The following is a 17515-nucleotide window of genomic DNA, read 5'->3' as shown; positions in this document are numbered from 1 at the left end:
TAACAACGGATAACATTATAAAAGTAATATAGTCTGCCTTTTCTATCATTGAATAGAATTAAGGCAGAGTTTAAATAAGCTAAAAAGAGTTCTTTGGAGGAACATGGCTATTAAAGGTGGACAACGAGGCGGGCGTAAAGAGCCAGCTCATCGTTTAAATGAGTTAATTACAGATATTCTAGACAACCAAATTCGTTTAATTAAATTTGACGGAGAGCCAGGTGGCATCGTTACATTAGATGAAGCAATGGACCAAGCTGATGAAGCTGGTGTTGATCTGGTTGAAATTAGCCCTACTGCTAAGCCTCCGGTTTGTCGTGTGATGGATTATGGTAAATTTATCTACGAAAAAGCGAAAGAGCAGAAAGAACAACGTAAAAACCAGAAACAAATTCAGGTTAAGGAAATTAAATTCCGTCCTGGTACAGATGAAGGCGATTATCAGGTGAAATTACGTAACCTGAAACGCTTTTTAGAAGGCGGCGACAAGGTCAAGGTAACATTACGTTTCCGTGGCCGTGAAATGGCCCACCAAGAGTTAGGTTTACAACTTTTAACGCGTGTTAAAAACGATTTAGAAGAGTTAACTGTACTTGAGTTCTTCCCGCGTCGTGCGGAAGGACGTCAAATGGTGATGGTCTTAGCCCCTAAAAATAGATAAAACTTGGTTTGACAAGTAATAGAATATTTTCGGATGTTCTATTCACCAACTTTATCTTTACGCTGGTAGTAAAGGCTTGCAAGTAAAATAGTTGAGTTGACTTAGTTTTAAGTCACTTAATTATTTTCGCCCTCGCTACTTAATATTTGGCATATACCTAACTTTAATTAGTTAAGGTATAAATTTGAGAATGATTCACATGCCTAAAATGAAAACCAATAAAGGTGCTGCAAAGCGCTTTAAAAAAACAGCCTCAGGCTACAAGTTCAAACAAGCTGGCCTTCGTCATATCTTGACTAAGCGTCGTACTAAAGTTAAGCGTCATCTTCGTGCTAAATGCATGATCGCCGCATCTGACATTAAGTCAGTTAAAAAACTTTTACGTCACGGTTAATTAGGAGATATAGAAAATGGCTAGAGTAAAACGTGGTGTACAAGCTCGTGCACGTCACAAAAAGGTTCTAAAGCAAGCTAAAGGTTATTACGGTGCACGTAGTCGTGTTTATCGTGTTGCTTTCCAAGCAGTAACTAAAGCAGGTCAATACGCTTACCGCGATCGTCGTCAACGTAAACGTCAATTCCGTCAGCTTTGGATCGCTCGTATTAACGCAGCAGCTCGTCAAAATGGTTTATCTTACAGCAAATTCATTAATGGTCTTAAAAAGGCTTCTATTGAGATTGATCGTAAGATCCTAGCTGACATCGCAGTATACGATAAAGCAGCATTCACTTTCTTAGTTGAAAAAGCGCAAGCTTCTTTAGCTGCTTAAGTAAAGCAATGTAAGCTTAACTAAATTCAGTTTGGCTGAAAAAAAAGGACGCTTTATAGCGTCCTTTTTATTTTGTAAAAGATAGTGCTTAACTAAAGTTATTACTTAAAATTAGTAATTTTAGTCAAGCAGTCATTTTATACCTGCTGATAATATTTAATACTTAACCAGAATAAATAACCAAGAGAAATAATAATGAACCTAGCTGATAAAGTTTTAGCCGTTAATAACGATCTTCCTATCCGTACTGATTCACCTGTACACAGTGGTAAAGTACGTTCTGTTTATTGGTTAACCGAAGCAGACAGCAAGCGTCTTATCGAAGAGAAGGGTTATGATGTTCCCAAGGATACTTCGTTAGCTATTATGGTGATAAGTGACCGAATTTCTGCTTTCGATTGTATTTGGTCTGGTGAAAATGATATGCGCGGTGTGCCTGGAAAAGGTGCTGCGTTAAATGCAATATCAAACCATTGGTTTAAGTTATTTAAAGAGCAAGGGCTTGCTGATAGCCATATTTTAGATATTCCACATCCCTTTGTTTGGATTGTTCAAAAAGCTAAGCCAGTAATGATTGAAGCAATTTGTCGTCAATACATTACTGGCTCAATGTGGCGTTCTTATACTAAGGGTGAAAGAGACTTTTGCGGTATTGAATTACCAGAAGGGCTCGCGAAGGACAGTAAGTTAACAGCACTGCTGCAAACACCTTCAACCAAAGGAATTTTAGAAGGTATTCCCGGTGTACCCGCGGTTGATGATGTTAATATTACCCGTAAAAATATCGAAGATAATTTTGAAGCATTTAACTTTAAATCAGTGGATGATATTGCATTATATGAAAAACTACTGACCGAAGGTTTCGATGTTATCTCAAACGCTTTATCAAAAATAGATCAAGTTTTTGTTGATACTAAATTTGAGTTTGGTTACGTCAAAGATGTAAATGGTGATGATAAACTGATTTATATGGATGAAGTAGGTACGCCAGACTCTTCACGTATATGGGATGGTGCGCAATACCGAGCAGGCAAGGTTGTAGAAAACTCAAAAGAAGGTTTCCGTCAATTATTATTAGCACATTTTCCAGATGCCGATATTTTATTAAATAAAGATCGCATGGATGAGCGTGAAGCATTAGCGCGTGATAATGAATTACCACTTTCAGTATTGATGGATGTATCAAAAACATACACTGATATCGCTGAAAAAATTACTGGCGAAAAAATTGTCTTATCTGATAACCCGAAAGCTGAAATTATTGCAATTTTACGTGAACAGTATCAATTAATTGATTAGTTTACCCTTAATGTCATGAATAAAAAAACCAGCTTATTGCTGGTTTTTTTATTGTTACAATTAAAAATTCGGGGTTTACTTTAAACTTTACCACCTTGCTTAATTATTTCACGGGCCATTTCATCAGCTATGATGCCAGTAGGTCTTGCTTGAGCTTCAGCTTTAGCATAAATATCTAATAAAGTATGATATATCTCACCAACTTTTTTTGTCGCTTTTTCATGGTCATAATTATGCTCAAACGAGATATTGATGATACCACCGGCATTAATTACATAATCAGGGGCGTATAATATGCCACGTTCTACCAAGGCTTGATCATGGCGAGGCTCTGCTAATTGGTTATTCGCACAACCAGCGATAATTCCAGCTTTTATACGACTAAGCGTTTCATCATTGATAGTGGCACCCAGAGCACATGGGGCATAAATATCTACATCTTGGTCATATATTTCATCTAAGCCAACTATGGTAGCATTGAACTCAGTGGCAGCCATATCTAAAGCTGCTTGGTTGATATCTGTGATAATAAGTTCTGCTCCTGCGTTGTGCAGGTGCTCACATAATTGATAACCTACGCTTCCAAGGCCCTGAATCGCCACTCTAAGTCCGGTTAAATCATCACGTTTTAGTTTATGCTTAACCGAGGCTTTAATGCCTAAGAACGTTCCAAGTGCGGTAAAAGGAGCAGGGTTTCCACTTTTATTTTCTGTGCCTGTTACGTATGGGGTGACACTATTGGCTATCTCAATGTCACTGGTAGTAATATTGACATCTTCCGCACTTAAATAACGTCCATTGAGTCTATTTAACGCTTCACCAAAGGCTTGGAACAAGGCTTTTGATTTTAGTTTTTTAGCGTCGCCAATGATGACAGATTTACCGCCACCCATACTAAGACCGGCCATGGCATTTTTATAAGTCATGCCTTTAGATAATCTTAAAACATCAACAAGAGCTTCAGCATCGTTAGCGTAATCCCACATTCTACAACCACCTACGGCTGCTCCAAGCTTGGTACTATGCACGGCTATTATAGCCTTAAGACCACTTTTTTCATCACTGCAAAAAACTACTTGCTCGTGGTCGTCAAAATCAGGTAAATCAAAAAAAGCCATTGTTTTTCTCCATTCTTTCTTGCTAGAAAAGGCAATTTAAATGTGTTGTAATATTGTTAAGGAACGATAGCACCTAGAAAATAGCCAAGCTAGTCGCTGATAAAATTAACAATTTCGACTAAGGATGCAAGCTGTAAGCGAAAAGCTACAACCTGCAAATTTAACGTGACAAACTTGGCGCCGCAATGAATAACGGCTACAAAACTAATACGTATAATTGAGAAATAAAATGACTAAAGAAGTACCAATGACAGAAGAACAGCAACAGCAGTGGATAAAAAATCAGTATCAGGTAGCCACTAAATACCTAGCTGAAAAAGGTGTTGTCACACAGAGTGTTCAAGTGGAAGAGAGTCGTTATTTAGTACCTATTTTGGCGTTATGGAAATTAACATCAATAGATGGCAATAAATTTTGGGTTTTATGTGGGGACTTACCCAGCGATCATAGTAGTGTTGATGTGGCTCCTAATGCGCGTGAAGCATTAAGACATTTCTCTTTAAAATGGCAAATGCAAGCAGAAAACTTATTACAGGCTAAAAACGAAGAACAAAATGAGTTTGCTCACTTATTAATTGGCCGTGCAGATGGTTTATATAAGTTATTTAATGATGAGTCATTATGGCAAGCAAACTAAATAATTTTAGATTATTTAAAATGTGCTTATCTTGTCATTGTGCCCGGTGTTGATAGGGCATATATTCTTCACTTGATAATGCAAATGATAGCTATAAAAAAAGAAGGCATTGCCTTCTTTTTAAAGAGTCTCTAAATAAAAGAAACGATTATTTTAATTCGTCAATAAATGCAACTGCGCGACCAATGTAGCTAGCTGGAGTCATTTCACATAGCTGAGCTTTAGCTGATTCTGGTAATTCTAATGTCATGATAAATTCACGCATAGAATCACCATCTACACGTTTACCACGAGTTAGGTCTTTTAATTTTTCATAAGGCTTTTCAATGCCGTAACGACGCATAACAGTTTGAATAGGCTCTGCTAATACTTCCCAGTTGCTGTCTAATTCAGCGGCTAAATTGGCTTCATTTACTTCCAATTTACTGATACCTTTTAAGGTTGCACCGTACGCAATCATTGTATGAGCAAAACCAACACCTAAGTTACGCAAAACGGTAGAATCCGTTAGGTCGCGTTGCCAGCGAGAAATAGGTAATTTCTGTGCTAAGTGTGTGAATAATGCATTTGCAATGCCTAAGTTACCTTCAGAATTTTCAAAATCAATTGGGTTAACTTTATGCGGCATTGTTGAAGAGCCAATTTCCCCAGCAATTGTTTTTTGCTTGAAGTGACCCATAGCAATGTAACCCCAAATATCACGATCAAAATCGATTAAGATAGTGTTAAAACGTGCAACAGCATCAAATAGCTCAGCAATGTAATCATGCGGTTCAATTTGTGTGGTAAATGGATTAAAAGATAAACCTAATGAAGTAACAAATTCATTTGCGTACTCGTGCCAATCAACTTCAGGGTAAGCACTTAGGTGAGCATTGTAGTTGCCAACAGCTCCGTTAATTTTACCTAACATCTCAACGTTAGCAATTTGCTCACGCTGACGTTGCAAACGCACATAAACGTTAGCCATTTCTTTACCTAAGGTACTAGGAGAAGCTGGTTGACCATGAGTACGACACATCATTGGAATAGTCTTATATTCAACGGCTAGCGCTTTAATGGCCGCTAAAACTTTATCTATTTCTGGTAATAAAACTTCATCACGACAATCGTTTAACATTAAGCCATGAGATAAGTTGTTAATATCTTCTGAAGTACAAGCAAAGTGAATAAATTCAGTAACCGCGTGTAGCTCTTCATTATCAGCAATCTTTTCTTTTAAAAAGTATTCAACCGCTTTAACATCGTGGTTAGTCGTTGCTTCGATGTTTTTAATGGACAAAGCATCTTCTTCACTAAAATTAGCAACTATGCTTTCTAATAGCTCATTAGCTTGTGCTGAGAATGCAGGAACTTCTGCAATTGCGCTAGTTGCTGCAAGTTTTTGTAACCAACGTACTTCAACGGTAACACGGTATTTAATTAGGCCAAATTCACTAAAAATTGGGCGCAATGATTTTACTTTGCTACCATAACGACCATCTACCGGTGATATAGCAGTTAATGCTGAAAGTTCCATAATGTTTCCTAAGTTATATTAATATTCTCTTTAATTAAGATTGTTAATTTAAGAGCTAAATAGTGTGTAAATTTATCGAATAGTTCTGAGTAATTCTTTAGCGGTATTGACTATTTTTTTACGGCTGAATAATATTTGACGTCTTTTTCCACCGACTTGCCGCCATAAAACTGCCGCACGAATACCTGCTAAGAGTAAGGCTCTAATTTTATATTGATTGACGCTTTGTTTTAAAATACTTGGTTCGCCAGTGACTTGAATTTTATGACCAAGAGGGCTGATAATATCGCTATAAATACTGGCAAAGCTTGCCGTTAAGGTATCACTGGTTAATGCGTAATGGTCGAGCTGTCTTTCAGTTGAGTTTATGCGTTCACCAAGAGTATTAAGTTGCTTAGGCTGTTTAGCAAGACGTCTTTCTAAATTAATTAAGCTAATGATATACCGAGTTAGTTCGGGATCTTTATGCTTTGTCGAGCTAGTTGAACCATTATCATTACCTAAGTGGTCGATTAATATCTCAAGACCTTTTTTAATATTTAAGATATCACCCCCATAAACCGCTAAAGTATTTATCGGTGAGGTCTCAATGATACTCTGCAATAAAACACTGAATTCTTCATCGGTGATTTGACCTGTGCGTGATACTTGCTGTACTTGATAGGCTATTTGACAAATAGCGGCAAAGGTAATTGTTTGATCTTTCATTTCTTCTCTAGTTTTTAGTTTATCTTGTCATTGATGAGCGTGGCTATGGAAATGCGTAAACGCTAGCGGATAAGAGTATCTATGATACCGCCGCCTAGACATACATCATCTTGATAAAATACAACGGACTGTCCTGGCGTCACTGAACTTTGTTGTTCAGCAAAATCAATTTGATATTCTTCTGTTTCAGAGCCAGCTACTGGAGTAACTGTACATGAAACATCTTCTTGACGATAACGAGTTTTCACTGTGCATTGTATGCTCGTCGTGAGTGCTTTTCGATCTACCCAATGCAATTGGTTTGCAATGAGGCCTTTAGAAAAAAGGCGAGGGTGGTTATGACCTTGCCCAACAATAAGCACATTACGCAGTAAATCTTTTTCAACGACATACCAGGGCTCTTCACCAGCATTTGCTAAGCCACCAATTCGTAAACCCTTTCGTTGCCCTAAGGTATGATACATCAGTCCATCATGATGACCGACGGCCATACCTTCAGCTGATTCAATAATACCGGGTTGAGCAGGTAGATACTGTCCAAGAAAGTCTTTAAATTTACGCTCACCAATAAAACAAATGCCCGTGCTGTCTTTTTTGTTATGGGTGACCAATCCAGCTTTTTCGGCAATCGCACGTACTTCGGGTTTTTCAATGTGGCCAACAGGGAATAAAGTGTGCGCTAACTGAGTTTCGTCAAGTGTGTAGAGAAAATAGCTTTGGTCTTTATTATTATCAAGACCACGTATCATTTTCCATGAATTATCTCGTAGTTCACGCTGAACGTAATGCCCCGTGGCAATGTAATCTGCACCTAAATCTTCACAGGCAAACTCTAAAAAGGCTTTGAACTTTATTTCTTTATTACACATGATATCAGGGTTAGGGGTACGGCCAGCTTTATATTCAGCTAGAAAATACTCAAAAACATTATCCCAATATTCAGTAGCGAAGTTGATAGTGTGCAATTTAATGTCTAATTTGTCACATATAGCCTGAGCATCGTCTAAATCTTGAGCGGCAGCACAATATTCATCGGTATCATCCTCTTCCCAATTTTTCATAAACAAACCTTCTACCTGATAACCTTGCTCTTTAAGCAAATAAGCAGAGACAGAAGAATCGACACCACCAGACATACCGACAATAACTTTGGTGTGCTCTGGGGCTTTAGTATTTGGGGCTGTTAACATGTGTTTGACCAATAGATTTATAAAAAAAGCGTACTAACTATAACTAAAAGTAAGTGTACTGAAATAAGAGGCGAAAAATTATAACATGCACAACTAATAGGATATAGATTAAAGATTAGATTTTAATTGCGATAAAGGAATTTTATTACCTGCTAGATAGTCCTCAACACACTCTAATACCATAGAACTCCGTAATTGAGCCTTATGTTCTTTTATTTGTTCAAGGGTAAACCAATGGGTATCAATAATTTCTTCATCTTGTGGCTTTCCTTGTAAAAACTGGCTTAATTCGATGACAAAGCAAAAGCGTAAAAAATACAATTTGAGGTCAGGTCGGTGATAATAATAGATACCACATAGGAAATTTGGCGTTAATGTTAAGCCTGTTTCTTCTAGCACTTCTCGTTGTATTGCTGCAATAAGACTTTCATTTTTCTCTAAATGTCCTGCAGGCTGGTTGAAAACTATTCGGTTTTTTTCCTTTTCTTCAACGAATAAAAATTTACCGTTGTGATGAATCACAGCAGCTACGGTTGTATTTGGCTTAAATTGGTTTTGACCATGTTCACTGGGTAAGCCATGATCTAATGTGGAATTACTGTTACTACTCAACTTTATATGCACCGTTATCAATGTTGTCTATTGTCCAACGACCAATTCTATATCTGATGAGTCGAAGAGTAGGGTAGCCTATATTTGCCGTCATCCGTCTAACTTGTCTATTACGACCTTCCGTTATCGTTATTTCTAACCATGTGGTTGGGATACTAGCTCGTTCTCTAATGGGCGGATTACGTGACCATACTTCTGGTTCAAGCATAAGCTTCACTTTCGCCGGTTTAGTCATGCCATCCTTCAACTTAACTCCTTGACGTAATTTGTCCATGTCTTCTTCACACGGTGCACCTTCAACTTGCACCCAATAAGTTTTTTCTGTTTTCTTAACGGGATTGGCAATTTGGTGTTGCAATTGACCATCATTAGTCAGTAGCAATAAACCTTCACTATCTCTGTCTAACCTTCCTGCGGCATATACACCGGGAATGTCGATAAAATCTTTTAATGTCCTACGATTGTTCTCATCGGTAAATTGACATAGCACGTCAAAAGGTTTGTTAAAAAGCACTACCTTTTGTTTTTCATTAAGTGGTCGTACCTTATTTGGGTTTCTTACCTTACGTCTTGAGTAGCCCTTGCTCTGGATCATTTGTTGACTCGTTTTCCTTTAAAATATGTGATGCCTTCTCGCTTGGCTATATTAATACTCTTTGAATTACTATACTATGTGCGCGCAAAAAATAAATCTTAGCTTGGGTGAATATGCATAAATTTATAATAGATATTTATGTTGTCACTGGAGCTTTTGGCTAATTAAAGTAGGAATCTCAATGAGCACCGATAACTCAAAAATCATTTATACTATTACCGATGAAGCGCCTGCCTTAGCGACGTATTCTTTATTACCAATTATTCAAGCTTATACGGCTTCTTCAGGTATTAACGTTGAAACACGTGACATTTCTTTAGCTGCTCGTATCTTAGCAAATTTTCCAAAGTACTTGACTGAAGAGCAACGCGTTGAAGATGCATTATCTGAGTTAGGTAAATTAGCTAAAACCCCAGAAGCTAATATAATCAAATTGCCAAATATTTCAGCATCTATTCCACAATTAGAGGCTGCTATTAAAGAATTACGCGCAAAAGGTTATGACTTACCTCCTTATCCTGCTGAGCCACAAAATGAAGCAGAAGAGTCAATTAAATTAACTTACGCTAAAGTACTAGGTTCAGCGGTTAACCCTGTATTGCGTGAAGGTAACTCAGATCGTCGTGCACCAGGTTCTGTTAAACAATATGCACGTAATAATCCACATTCAATGGGCGCATGGTCTCCTGAATCAAAATCTCATGTAGCTCACATGGACTCAGGTGATTTTTATGGCAGTGAAAAGTCAGTAACTATTGATGGTGCAACCACTATAAATATTGAGTTTGTTGCACAAAATGGTGATGTGACATTATTAAAATCTAAATTACCATTACTTGATAAAGAAATCATTGATGCTTCAGTAATGAGCAAATCAGCATTAGTTGAGTTTTTTGAAACTGAGATCAATAAAGCTAAAGAAGAAGATGTTTTACTTTCATTGCATTTAAAAGCAACCATGATGAAAGTATCAGATCCAATTATGTTTGGGCACGCAGTTAAAGTTTATTATAAAGATGTGTTTGCTAAACATGCTGCTACTTTTGAACAATTAGGTGTAGATGCTGATAACGGTATCGGTGATGTTTACGCAAAAATTGCGCGTTTACCTGCAAGCCAAAAAGCCGAAATCGAGGCAGATTTACAAGCTGTTTATGCAACACGTCCAGAAATGGCAATGGTTGATTCTGACAAAGGTATAACTAACCTGCATGTACCAAGTGATGTCATTATTGATGCATCAATGCCTGCTGCTCTTCGTGCTTCAGGAATGATGTGGGGGCCTGATGGAGGTCAAAAAGATACTAAGTTTATGATCCCAGATCGTAACTATGCGGGGGTTTTCTCTGCAGTGGTAGATTTCTGTCGTGAAAATGGTGCTTTCAATCCAACAACAATGGGTACAGTGCCTAATGTTGGTTTAATGGCACAAAAAGCAGAAGAATATGGTTCGCATGATAAAACCTTTACCATGTCAGGAACAGGTGTTGTTCGTGTCGTAAATGACAAGGGTGAAACATTAATCGAACAGAATGTTGCACAAGGCGATATCTTCAGAATGTGTCAGGTAAAAGATGCACCTATTCAAGATTGGGTTAAATTAGCGGTAACTCGCGCTAAAGCTACCGATACACCAACGGTATTTTGGTTAGATGAAAATCGTGGTCATGATGCTGAAATGATCAAGAAAGTTAATACCTATTTAGCTGACCATGATACAACAGGACTAGACATTCAAATCCTATCTCCTGTTAAAGCCTGTGAATACACCCTAGCACGTGTTGCTAAAGGTGAAGATACTATTTCAGTTACCGGCAACGTTTTACGTGATTATTTAACTGACTTATTCCCAATTTTAGAACTTGGTACTAGTGCTAAAATGCTTTCTATTGTGCCATTAATGAATGGTGGTGGTTTATTTGAAACGGGTGCTGGTGGTTCTGCGCCTAAGCACGTTCAGCAGTTTGAAAAAGAAAACCACTTACGTTGGGATTCTTTAGGTGAGTTTTTAGCGCTTGCTGCGTCACTTGAGCATGTTGCAGTTTCAACAGGTAACGCTAAAGCACAAGTATTAGCTGACACGTTAGACTCAGCAACAGGAAAGTTCTTAGATACTAATAAATCACCATCTCGTAGAGTTGGCGAGCTAGATAACCGTGGTAGCCATTTTTACCTTGCTATGTACTGGGCACAAGCTATTGCTGAGCAAACTAAAGATGCTGATCTTAAAGATAGTTTTGCAGGTGTTGCTCAAGCACTTACTAAGCAAGAAGAGAAAATTGTAACTGAATTAAATGCAGCTCAAGGACCAGCTACTGACATTGATGGTTATTATTTTGCAGATGTTCAACTGACAGAAAAAGCAATGCGTCCAAGTGAAACATTGAATACTATATTATCAGCATTGCTTTAAGAGAAATATATAGTTAAGGTGCTAGTCAATAGCAGCATATTAATCAAAAGCTAAGGTGTAATCTTTAGCTTTTGATTGTTTCTATTATTAGTAAATTTAGTCAAAATTATATTTATTCATTTTAATGATAGTCGTTATCACTAAATAGTGATTAGTGCCTTTTCCTTTTTTGAATTACTTTAGTAAAATAATCTTCTTATACTTGTTTAATGTGGAGTTCGTCCTATGACTAATCAAATCATCATCCCCACTACCGGCGATAAAATTACCGTTGTTGACGGTAAATTATCCGTACCAAATAATCCAATCATTCCTTTTATTGAAGGTGATGGCATAGGTGTTGATGTAACACCTCCAATGCTGAAAGTTGTTAATGCCGCTGTTGCTAAAGCGTATGCCGGCGAAAGAGAAATATCGTGGATGGAAGTCTACGCGGGTGAAAAAGCGACAACCATGTATGATAGTGAAACTTGGCTACCTGAAGAAACTCTTGCCATGTTACAAGAATACAAAGTTTCTATAAAAGGGCCTTTAACTACACCTGTAGGTGGCGGTATGAGTTCTTTAAATGTTGCCATAAGACAAATGCTTGATCTTTACGTATGTCAACGTCCAGTGCAATGGTTTACAGGTGTTCCAAGCCCAGTAAAAAGACCTTCTGAAGTTGATATGGTTATCTTTAGGGAAAATACTGAAGATATTTATGCGGGGATTGAATATCAAGGCGGCAGCGATAAAGCTAAAGCGGTAATCGAATTTCTTACAGAAGAAATGGGTGCTAGCAATATTCGTTTTACTGATAATTGTGGTATCGGTATTAAACCTGTATCTAAAGAAGGTAGTCAACGTTTAGTAAGACAAGCTATTCAATACGCAATTGATAATGATAAAGACTCAGTTACTCTGGTTCATAAAGGTAATATTATGAAATTCACAGAGGGTGCCTTTAAAGATTGGGGTTATGAGCTTGCTCGAGATGAATTTGGTGCAAGTCTAATTGATGGTGGTCCTTGGTGCTCGCTGACAAACCCTAATACTGGTAATGAAATCATTATCAAGGATGTCATTGCAGATGCTATGTTACAACAAGTTTTATTAAGACCTGCAGAATATAGTGTTATTGCTACGTTAAACTTAAATGGTGATTACCTTTCTGATGCACTTGCTGCCCAAGTTGGCGGTATTGGTATTGCTCCTGGAGCGAATTTAGGTGATGAAGTGGCTGTTTTTGAAGCAACCCATGGTACCGCACCAAAGTACGCAGGTAAAAATAAGGTAAACCCTGGTTCTGTAATTCTTTCTGCAGAAATGATGTTAAGGCATATGGGCTGGTTTGAAGCGGCTGATTTATTGCTTAAAGGAATGTCAGGGGCGATTAAAGCTAAAACAGTAACCTATGACTTTGAAAGACTTATGGATGATGCAACGTTAGTTTCTTGTTCAGCGTTTGGTGATTGTATTATCGACCACATGTAATTATTGGTCATGTATAGTTAACGAAAATACCTTAATAAAAAACACAGCTACACGCTGTGTTTTTATTTATCATATTAGCACAATATTTTATTTATTCTAATTCGTCATTTGCTAATTTGATGCTTGCTGCATGGTGACCTTTAGGACCATCATTAAGTTCGTAATCGACATCTTGTCCGGCTTTCAATGTTCGATATCCATCCATCTCAATAGTTGAATAGTGCGCGAAAATATCTTCTCCACCACTATCAGGGCGAATAAAGCCAAAACCTTTTGCGTTATTGAACCATTTAACTGTACCGTGTGCCATACTTCAACTTCCTTCTATATCCTTTAGTATTTAATTGTGTTTTACTTATCTTTGTATTGCATACTTTCTAAAGAGTGAGCATACATAAGCAAATAATAAGTAACTGCATTGACAACTATAGGTGATTAAATATTACTCACCTATAGTATCGTAGGTAATTTAATCTATTTGTCAAGTTGGAATAGGCGTTTTTTTTTAATCTTTTTAGGCTTAAATGCACGAAAAGTTACAGCAAAAGTAAAAAGTAGAGACTAAGATAAATATATGAGCAACTGGAAAGAGTTATTTGACACACAAGACTTTGTTGAAGACGCGGTTAAAGAGCAAATAGAAGAACCCGCTAAATACTATGTCTTTTTACTTAATGATGACTACACCCCGATGGACTTTGTTGTAGACGTATTGTGTAACTTTTTTAATAAAAGCGAAGAGCAAGCAACGGATATTATGTTAACCATTCATTATAAAGGAAAAGCCCTTTGTGGGACGTATACTGCTGAAATAGCAGAAACAAAAGTAGAACAGGTTGTCCAGTACGCTTTTGAAAATCAGCACCCCCTTAAGTGTGTGATGGAAAAAGCCTAAAGTTATAAATTGGAGTAGCTATGCTAAACAAAGACTTAGAAGTATCACTTAATTTAGCCTTTCGCCAAGCTAAAGAATCGCGCCATGAATTTATGACTGTTGAACATTTATTATTGGCATTATTAGATAACCCTTCGGCAATCGAGGCACTGGGTGCCTGTGGAGCTGATTTAATAAAACTTCGCAAAAGTTTAATAGACTTCATCAGCGAAACAACACCCACGATCCCTGTTAGTGAAAATGAGCGTGAAACTCAGCCCACCCTTGGCTTTCAACGGGTATTACAACGAGCTGTGTTTCATGTGCAGTCATCAGGCAAAAATGAAGTCAGTGGTTCCAATGTATTGGTGGCTATTTTTAGCGAACAAGAATCACAAGCGGCTTATATTTTAAAGAAATCAGATATTAGCCGGTTAGACATTGTTAATTATATTTCCCATGGAATTGCAAAAATTGACGATGAAAACGCGCCACATACTCTTGATGCTGATCAGCAAAGTGAGGAAGAGCCACGTACCATTGAAAATTTTTCCGTAAATCTTAATGAAGAAGCTACTAAAGGTAATATTGACCCCTTAATTGGTCGTGATGATGAACTCGAGCGTACTTTACAGGTATTAAGTAGACGAAGAAAAAATAATCCTCTCTTTGTTGGTGAGGCAGGGGTAGGGAAAACAGCAATTGCTGAAGGCTTAGCTAATTTAATTGTTAACGAACGAGTACCTGAGTTTTTAGCCGATGCAACTATTTATTCTCTAGACATGGGAGCATTACTCGCGGGCACTAAATACCGTGGGGATTTTGAAAAACGTTTCAAATCATTACTTAAAGAACTTGAAGCAGATAAAAATGCAGTACTGTTCATTGATGAAATCCACACCATCATAGGTGCGGGTGCTGCCTCTGGCGGTATGATGGATGCCTCCAATCTACTTAAACCGTTATTGTCCGCAGGTAAAATTCGTTGTTTAGGATCTACAACATTCCAAGAATATCAAAGTGTATTTGAAAAAGACCGAGCATTAGCCCGTCGTTTCCAAAAAATTGATATTGCAGAGCCAAGTGTTGCTGATACCACTAAAATATTACAGGGACTAAAAGACAAATATGAAAGCCATCATGGCATTCGTTATACGAATAAAGCCTTACACGCCGCAGCTCAACTGTCAGCTAAGTATATTAATGAAAGATTTCTTCCAGATAAAGCGATTGATGTCATTGATGAAGCTGGCGCAAAACAACAACTTGTAGCAGCGAGTAAGCGTAAGAAAGTTATCAATAATACTGATATTGAGAACATTGTTGCAAAAATGGCGAGAATTCCTGAAAAGTCAGTATCATTAACTGAAAAAGATGGCCTTAAAAATTTAGATCGCAATTTGAAGCTTGTTGTTTTTGGTCAAGATAAAGCTATTGACGAACTATCATCCGTTATTCGATTATCTCGTGCAGGGCTAGGCAATGAAGAAAAACCTGTAGGATCTTTTCTTTTTGCAGGACCTACAGGCGTTGGTAAGACTGAAATAACACAGCAATTGGCTAAGATATTAGGCATAGAGTTATTGCGTTTTGATATGTCTGAATATATGGAGAAACATGCCGTTAGTCGACTTATTGGTGCTCCTCCTGGTTATGTAGGTTATGAACAAGGTGGCTTATTAACAGATGCAGTTATCAAACATCCTCATGCGGTTGTCTTGTTAGATGAGATAGAAAAAGCTCATGAAGATGTTTATAACATCTTATTACAAGTCATGGATCACGGTACTTTAACGGATAATAATGGTCGCAAGGCTGATTTTAGAAATATTATCCTAGTATTAACAACTAATGCAGGTGTTCAAGAAACGGTACGTCAATCTATCGGCTTTAAACAACAGGATCACAGCCTAGATGCATTAAGTGAAATAAATAAAGTCTTTTCACCTGAATTTAGAAACCGGTTAGATAACATTGTTTGGTTTAATCATTTAGATAATATTGTTATCCATCAAGTTGTTGACAAGTTTATTGTGGAATTACAAGCACAGCTTGATGATAAGGGTGTTTCGCTTGAATTAACTGAAAAAGCTAAGCAATGGCTAGCGGATAATGGTTATGACAAAGCAATGGGGGCAAGACCTATGTCTCGCTTAATTCAAGAGCATTTGAAAAAAGCACTGGCTAATGAATTGCTCTTTGGTGAATTAACACATGGTGGTACAGCTAAAGTTGATGTTAAAAAAGATAAATTAGTCATTAACTTTGAAAATAAACAAGAATTGGCTACCCTGAAGTAATAACACCAAATCATTTACTGAAACCTTACTAGCCTTGCTGGTAAGGTTTTTTTTTACTTGATTAATGTGGCTCCCAACTCTTTATAAATATGGCTTGAATCAGTGATACATGCCAGATTGAAAGAGTACAGTCCATCGATTTTAGACTCATACTGTTGAGAGCTAAATTACAGTATTAATGAAACCATCATTCTGCAGACGAAAAAAAACCTGCATAAAGCAGGTTTCTTTTCACATTTTAATGTGGCTCCCAACTCTTTATAAATAATGGCTCGAATCAGTGATACATGCCAGATTGAAAGAGTACAGTCCATCGATTTTAGACTCATACTGTTGAGAGCTAAATTACAGTATTAATGAAACCATCATTCTTCAGACGAAAAAAAACCTGCATAAAGCAGGTTTCTTTTCACATTTTAATGTGGCTCCCCAAACTGGGCTTGAACCAGTGACACATGGATTAACAGTCCATCGCTCTACCAACTGAGCTATTGGGGAATAAACTTTTTAAACTTCTGTTTATTAATGAAGTAATGTGGCTCCCCAAACTGGGCTTGAACCAGTGACACATGGATTAACAGTCCATCGCTCTACCAACTGAGCTATTGGGGAATAAACTTTTTTAACTTCTGTTTATTAATGAAGTTGAATGTGGCTCCTCAAACTGGTCTCGATAAGCCAGTCAGTGACACATGCTTATTTAAAGAGAGTACAGTCCATCGCTTTAGCGACTTGAAGTCATCATCATTTAATGTGGCTCCCCAAACTGGGCTTGAACCAGTGACACATGGATTAACAGTCCATCGCTCTACCAACTGAGCTATTGGGGAATAAACTTTTTAAACTTCTGTTTATTAATGAAGTAAATGTGGCTCCCCAAACTGGGCTTGAACCAGTGACACATGGATTAACAGTCCATCGCTCTACCAACTGAGCTATTGGGGAATCTCGCGTTAACCTCAGCGGCTAACGGGGCAGAATAATAAAGACCTGTGGCCTATGTGTCAACACAAAAATAATAAATTATTGAAATAAATATTGTTTGCTGAAGATGTGTTCATATTAGATTCTTTTGCACCACTTTTAGATGATTTTTTGTACTTGTCGATTATAAGGAATTATTTTAGCCTAATAATTAAGTAACGTTTTAGTTATCCCCTATTACTGTGGATAACTATGTGGATTATTGTGTAAGTTTATATTGCTAACGCGGTTTGATTGGCTTGCCCATAAGTCAATATAAATAGTGATTGTTTTATTTTGTTATATTTCAGTGGTTTATGATTGTTTGGTGCAATATTTAACAAACAGAGTGATTTTTAACCATCTGCTTTGTCGTCTAT

The 17515-nt window shown here is 37.4% G+C and carries 16 protein-coding genes and 4 tRNA genes; 9 read left to right on the top strand and 11 right to left on the bottom strand.

Annotated elements, in window-relative coordinates:
- Positions 1 to 103 precede the first annotated feature (103 nt).
- The 4 genes from infC to ND2E_RS07255 all read left to right on the top strand — a co-directional run bounded on the left by infC (position 104) and on the right by ND2E_RS07255 (position 2730).
- Positions 104 to 661: a translation initiation factor IF-3 gene (infC, locus tag ND2E_RS07240; protein ID WP_033094603.1), complete on the top strand. Its 558-nt coding sequence runs from the start codon at positions 104 to 106 to the stop codon at positions 659 to 661.
- 199 nt (positions 662 to 860) lie between these two features.
- A complete protein-coding gene (gene rpmI, locus ND2E_RS07245) occupies positions 861 to 1055 on the top strand; it encodes a 50S ribosomal protein L35 (RefSeq protein ID WP_033094689.1) in 195 nt (64 codons plus the stop codon).
- Positions 1056 to 1071: 16 nt separating this feature from the next.
- A complete protein-coding gene (rplT, locus tag ND2E_RS07250; RefSeq protein ID WP_019029134.1) occupies positions 1072 to 1431 on the top strand; it encodes a 50S ribosomal protein L20 in 360 nt (119 codons plus the stop codon).
- Positions 1432 to 1626: 195 nt separating this feature from the next.
- A complete protein-coding gene (locus ND2E_RS07255; RefSeq protein ID WP_033094602.1) occupies positions 1627 to 2730 on the top strand; it encodes a phosphoribosylaminoimidazolesuccinocarboxamide synthase in 1104 nt (367 codons plus the stop codon).
- 80 nt (positions 2731 to 2810) lie between these two features.
- Here ND2E_RS07255 and ND2E_RS07260 read toward each other — a convergent pair whose 3' ends face one another.
- Positions 2811 to 3848, bottom strand: a complete 1038-nt coding sequence (locus tag ND2E_RS07260) for a Leu/Phe/Val dehydrogenase (protein WP_033094601.1) — start codon at positions 3846 to 3848, stop codon at positions 2811 to 2813.
- 229 nt (positions 3849 to 4077) lie between these two features.
- Between ND2E_RS07260 and ND2E_RS07265 the strand changes: the two genes are divergently transcribed.
- On the top strand, positions 4078 to 4485 hold the full coding sequence (locus ND2E_RS07265) for a DUF4826 family protein (RefSeq protein ID WP_033094600.1): 408 nt from the start codon (positions 4078 to 4080) through the stop codon (positions 4483 to 4485).
- Positions 4486 to 4633: 148 nt separating this feature from the next.
- Here ND2E_RS07265 and purB read toward each other — a convergent pair whose 3' ends face one another.
- The 5 genes from purB to ND2E_RS07285 form a co-directional block, all read right to left on the bottom strand.
- Positions 4634 to 6004 (bottom strand): adenylosuccinate lyase, encoded by a 1371-nt coding sequence (gene purB / locus ND2E_RS07270; protein WP_033094599.1) that lies wholly within the window; start codon positions 6002 to 6004, stop codon positions 4634 to 4636.
- 72 nt (positions 6005 to 6076) lie between these two features.
- On the bottom strand, positions 6077 to 6712 hold the full coding sequence (gene hflD, locus ND2E_RS07275) for a high frequency lysogenization protein HflD (RefSeq protein WP_033094598.1): 636 nt from the start codon (positions 6710 to 6712) through the stop codon (positions 6077 to 6079).
- 62 nt (positions 6713 to 6774) lie between these two features.
- Positions 6775 to 7902, bottom strand: coding sequence for a tRNA 2-thiouridine(34) synthase MnmA (gene mnmA, locus ND2E_RS07280; RefSeq protein WP_052056698.1), 1128 nt, complete (start codon positions 7900 to 7902; stop codon positions 6775 to 6777).
- 108 nt (positions 7903 to 8010) lie between these two features.
- The gene (locus ND2E_RS0121650) at positions 8011 to 8514 is read right to left on the bottom strand and encodes an NUDIX hydrolase (protein ID WP_081962064.1); all 504 of its coding nucleotides are present in this window, start codon (positions 8512 to 8514) and stop codon (positions 8011 to 8013) included.
- Positions 8507 to 9109: a pseudouridine synthase gene (locus ND2E_RS07285; RefSeq protein WP_033094597.1), complete on the bottom strand. Its 603-nt coding sequence runs from the start codon at positions 9107 to 9109 to the stop codon at positions 8507 to 8509. Before ND2E_RS07285 ends, ND2E_RS0121650 begins: the two co-directional genes overlap by 8 nt.
- Positions 9110 to 9290: 181 nt before the next feature.
- Between ND2E_RS07285 and ND2E_RS07290 the strand changes: the two genes are divergently transcribed.
- Positions 9291 to 11522: an NADP-dependent isocitrate dehydrogenase gene (locus ND2E_RS07290; RefSeq protein WP_033094596.1), complete on the top strand. Its 2232-nt coding sequence runs from the start codon at positions 9291 to 9293 to the stop codon at positions 11520 to 11522.
- 225 nt (positions 11523 to 11747) lie between these two features.
- Positions 11748 to 12998, top strand: coding sequence for an NADP-dependent isocitrate dehydrogenase (gene icd, locus ND2E_RS07295; protein ID WP_033094595.1), 1251 nt, complete (start codon positions 11748 to 11750; stop codon positions 12996 to 12998).
- Positions 12999 to 13089: 91 nt separating this feature from the next.
- On the opposite strand, the gene cspD is transcribed toward icd, so the two are convergent.
- Complete coding sequence (gene cspD / locus ND2E_RS07300; protein ID WP_033094594.1) at positions 13090 to 13308, bottom strand: cold shock domain-containing protein CspD; 219 nt, start codon at positions 13306 to 13308, stop codon at positions 13090 to 13092.
- 264 nt (positions 13309 to 13572) lie between these two features.
- Between cspD and clpS the strand changes: the two genes are divergently transcribed.
- Both clpS and clpA read left to right on the top strand, forming a co-directional pair.
- Entirely contained in the window at positions 13573 to 13893 is a 321-nt protein-coding gene (gene clpS, locus ND2E_RS07305) for an ATP-dependent Clp protease adapter ClpS (RefSeq protein WP_033094593.1), read from the top strand.
- 20 nt (positions 13894 to 13913) lie between these two features.
- Complete coding sequence (clpA, locus tag ND2E_RS07310; protein WP_033094592.1) at positions 13914 to 16172, top strand: ATP-dependent Clp protease ATP-binding subunit ClpA; 2259 nt, start codon at positions 13914 to 13916, stop codon at positions 16170 to 16172.
- Positions 16173 to 16594: 422 nt separating this feature from the next.
- Here clpA and ND2E_RS07315 read toward each other — a convergent pair.
- The 4 genes from ND2E_RS07315 to ND2E_RS07330 form a co-directional block, all read right to left on the bottom strand.
- Positions 16595 to 16670 (bottom strand) — tRNA-Asn (locus tag ND2E_RS07315).
- A gap of 38 nt (positions 16671 to 16708) precedes the next feature.
- Positions 16709 to 16784, bottom strand: a tRNA-Asn gene (locus tag ND2E_RS07320).
- Between the two features lie 142 nt (positions 16785 to 16926).
- Positions 16927 to 17002: transfer RNA gene (locus ND2E_RS07325), tRNA-Asn, on the bottom strand.
- A 39-nt stretch (positions 17003 to 17041) separates the two neighbouring features.
- Positions 17042 to 17117 (bottom strand) — tRNA-Asn (locus ND2E_RS07330).
- Between the last annotated feature and the right edge of the window lie 398 nt (positions 17118 to 17515).

Origin of the sequence: Colwellia psychrerythraea, from assembly GCF_000764225.1 — a bacterium.
Taxonomy (GTDB): domain Bacteria; phylum Pseudomonadota; class Gammaproteobacteria; order Enterobacterales; family Alteromonadaceae; genus Colwellia; species Colwellia psychrerythraea_D.
Note: the sequence above shows the minus strand (reverse complement) of the source record. Positions and strands in the feature narration are given on the sequence as shown.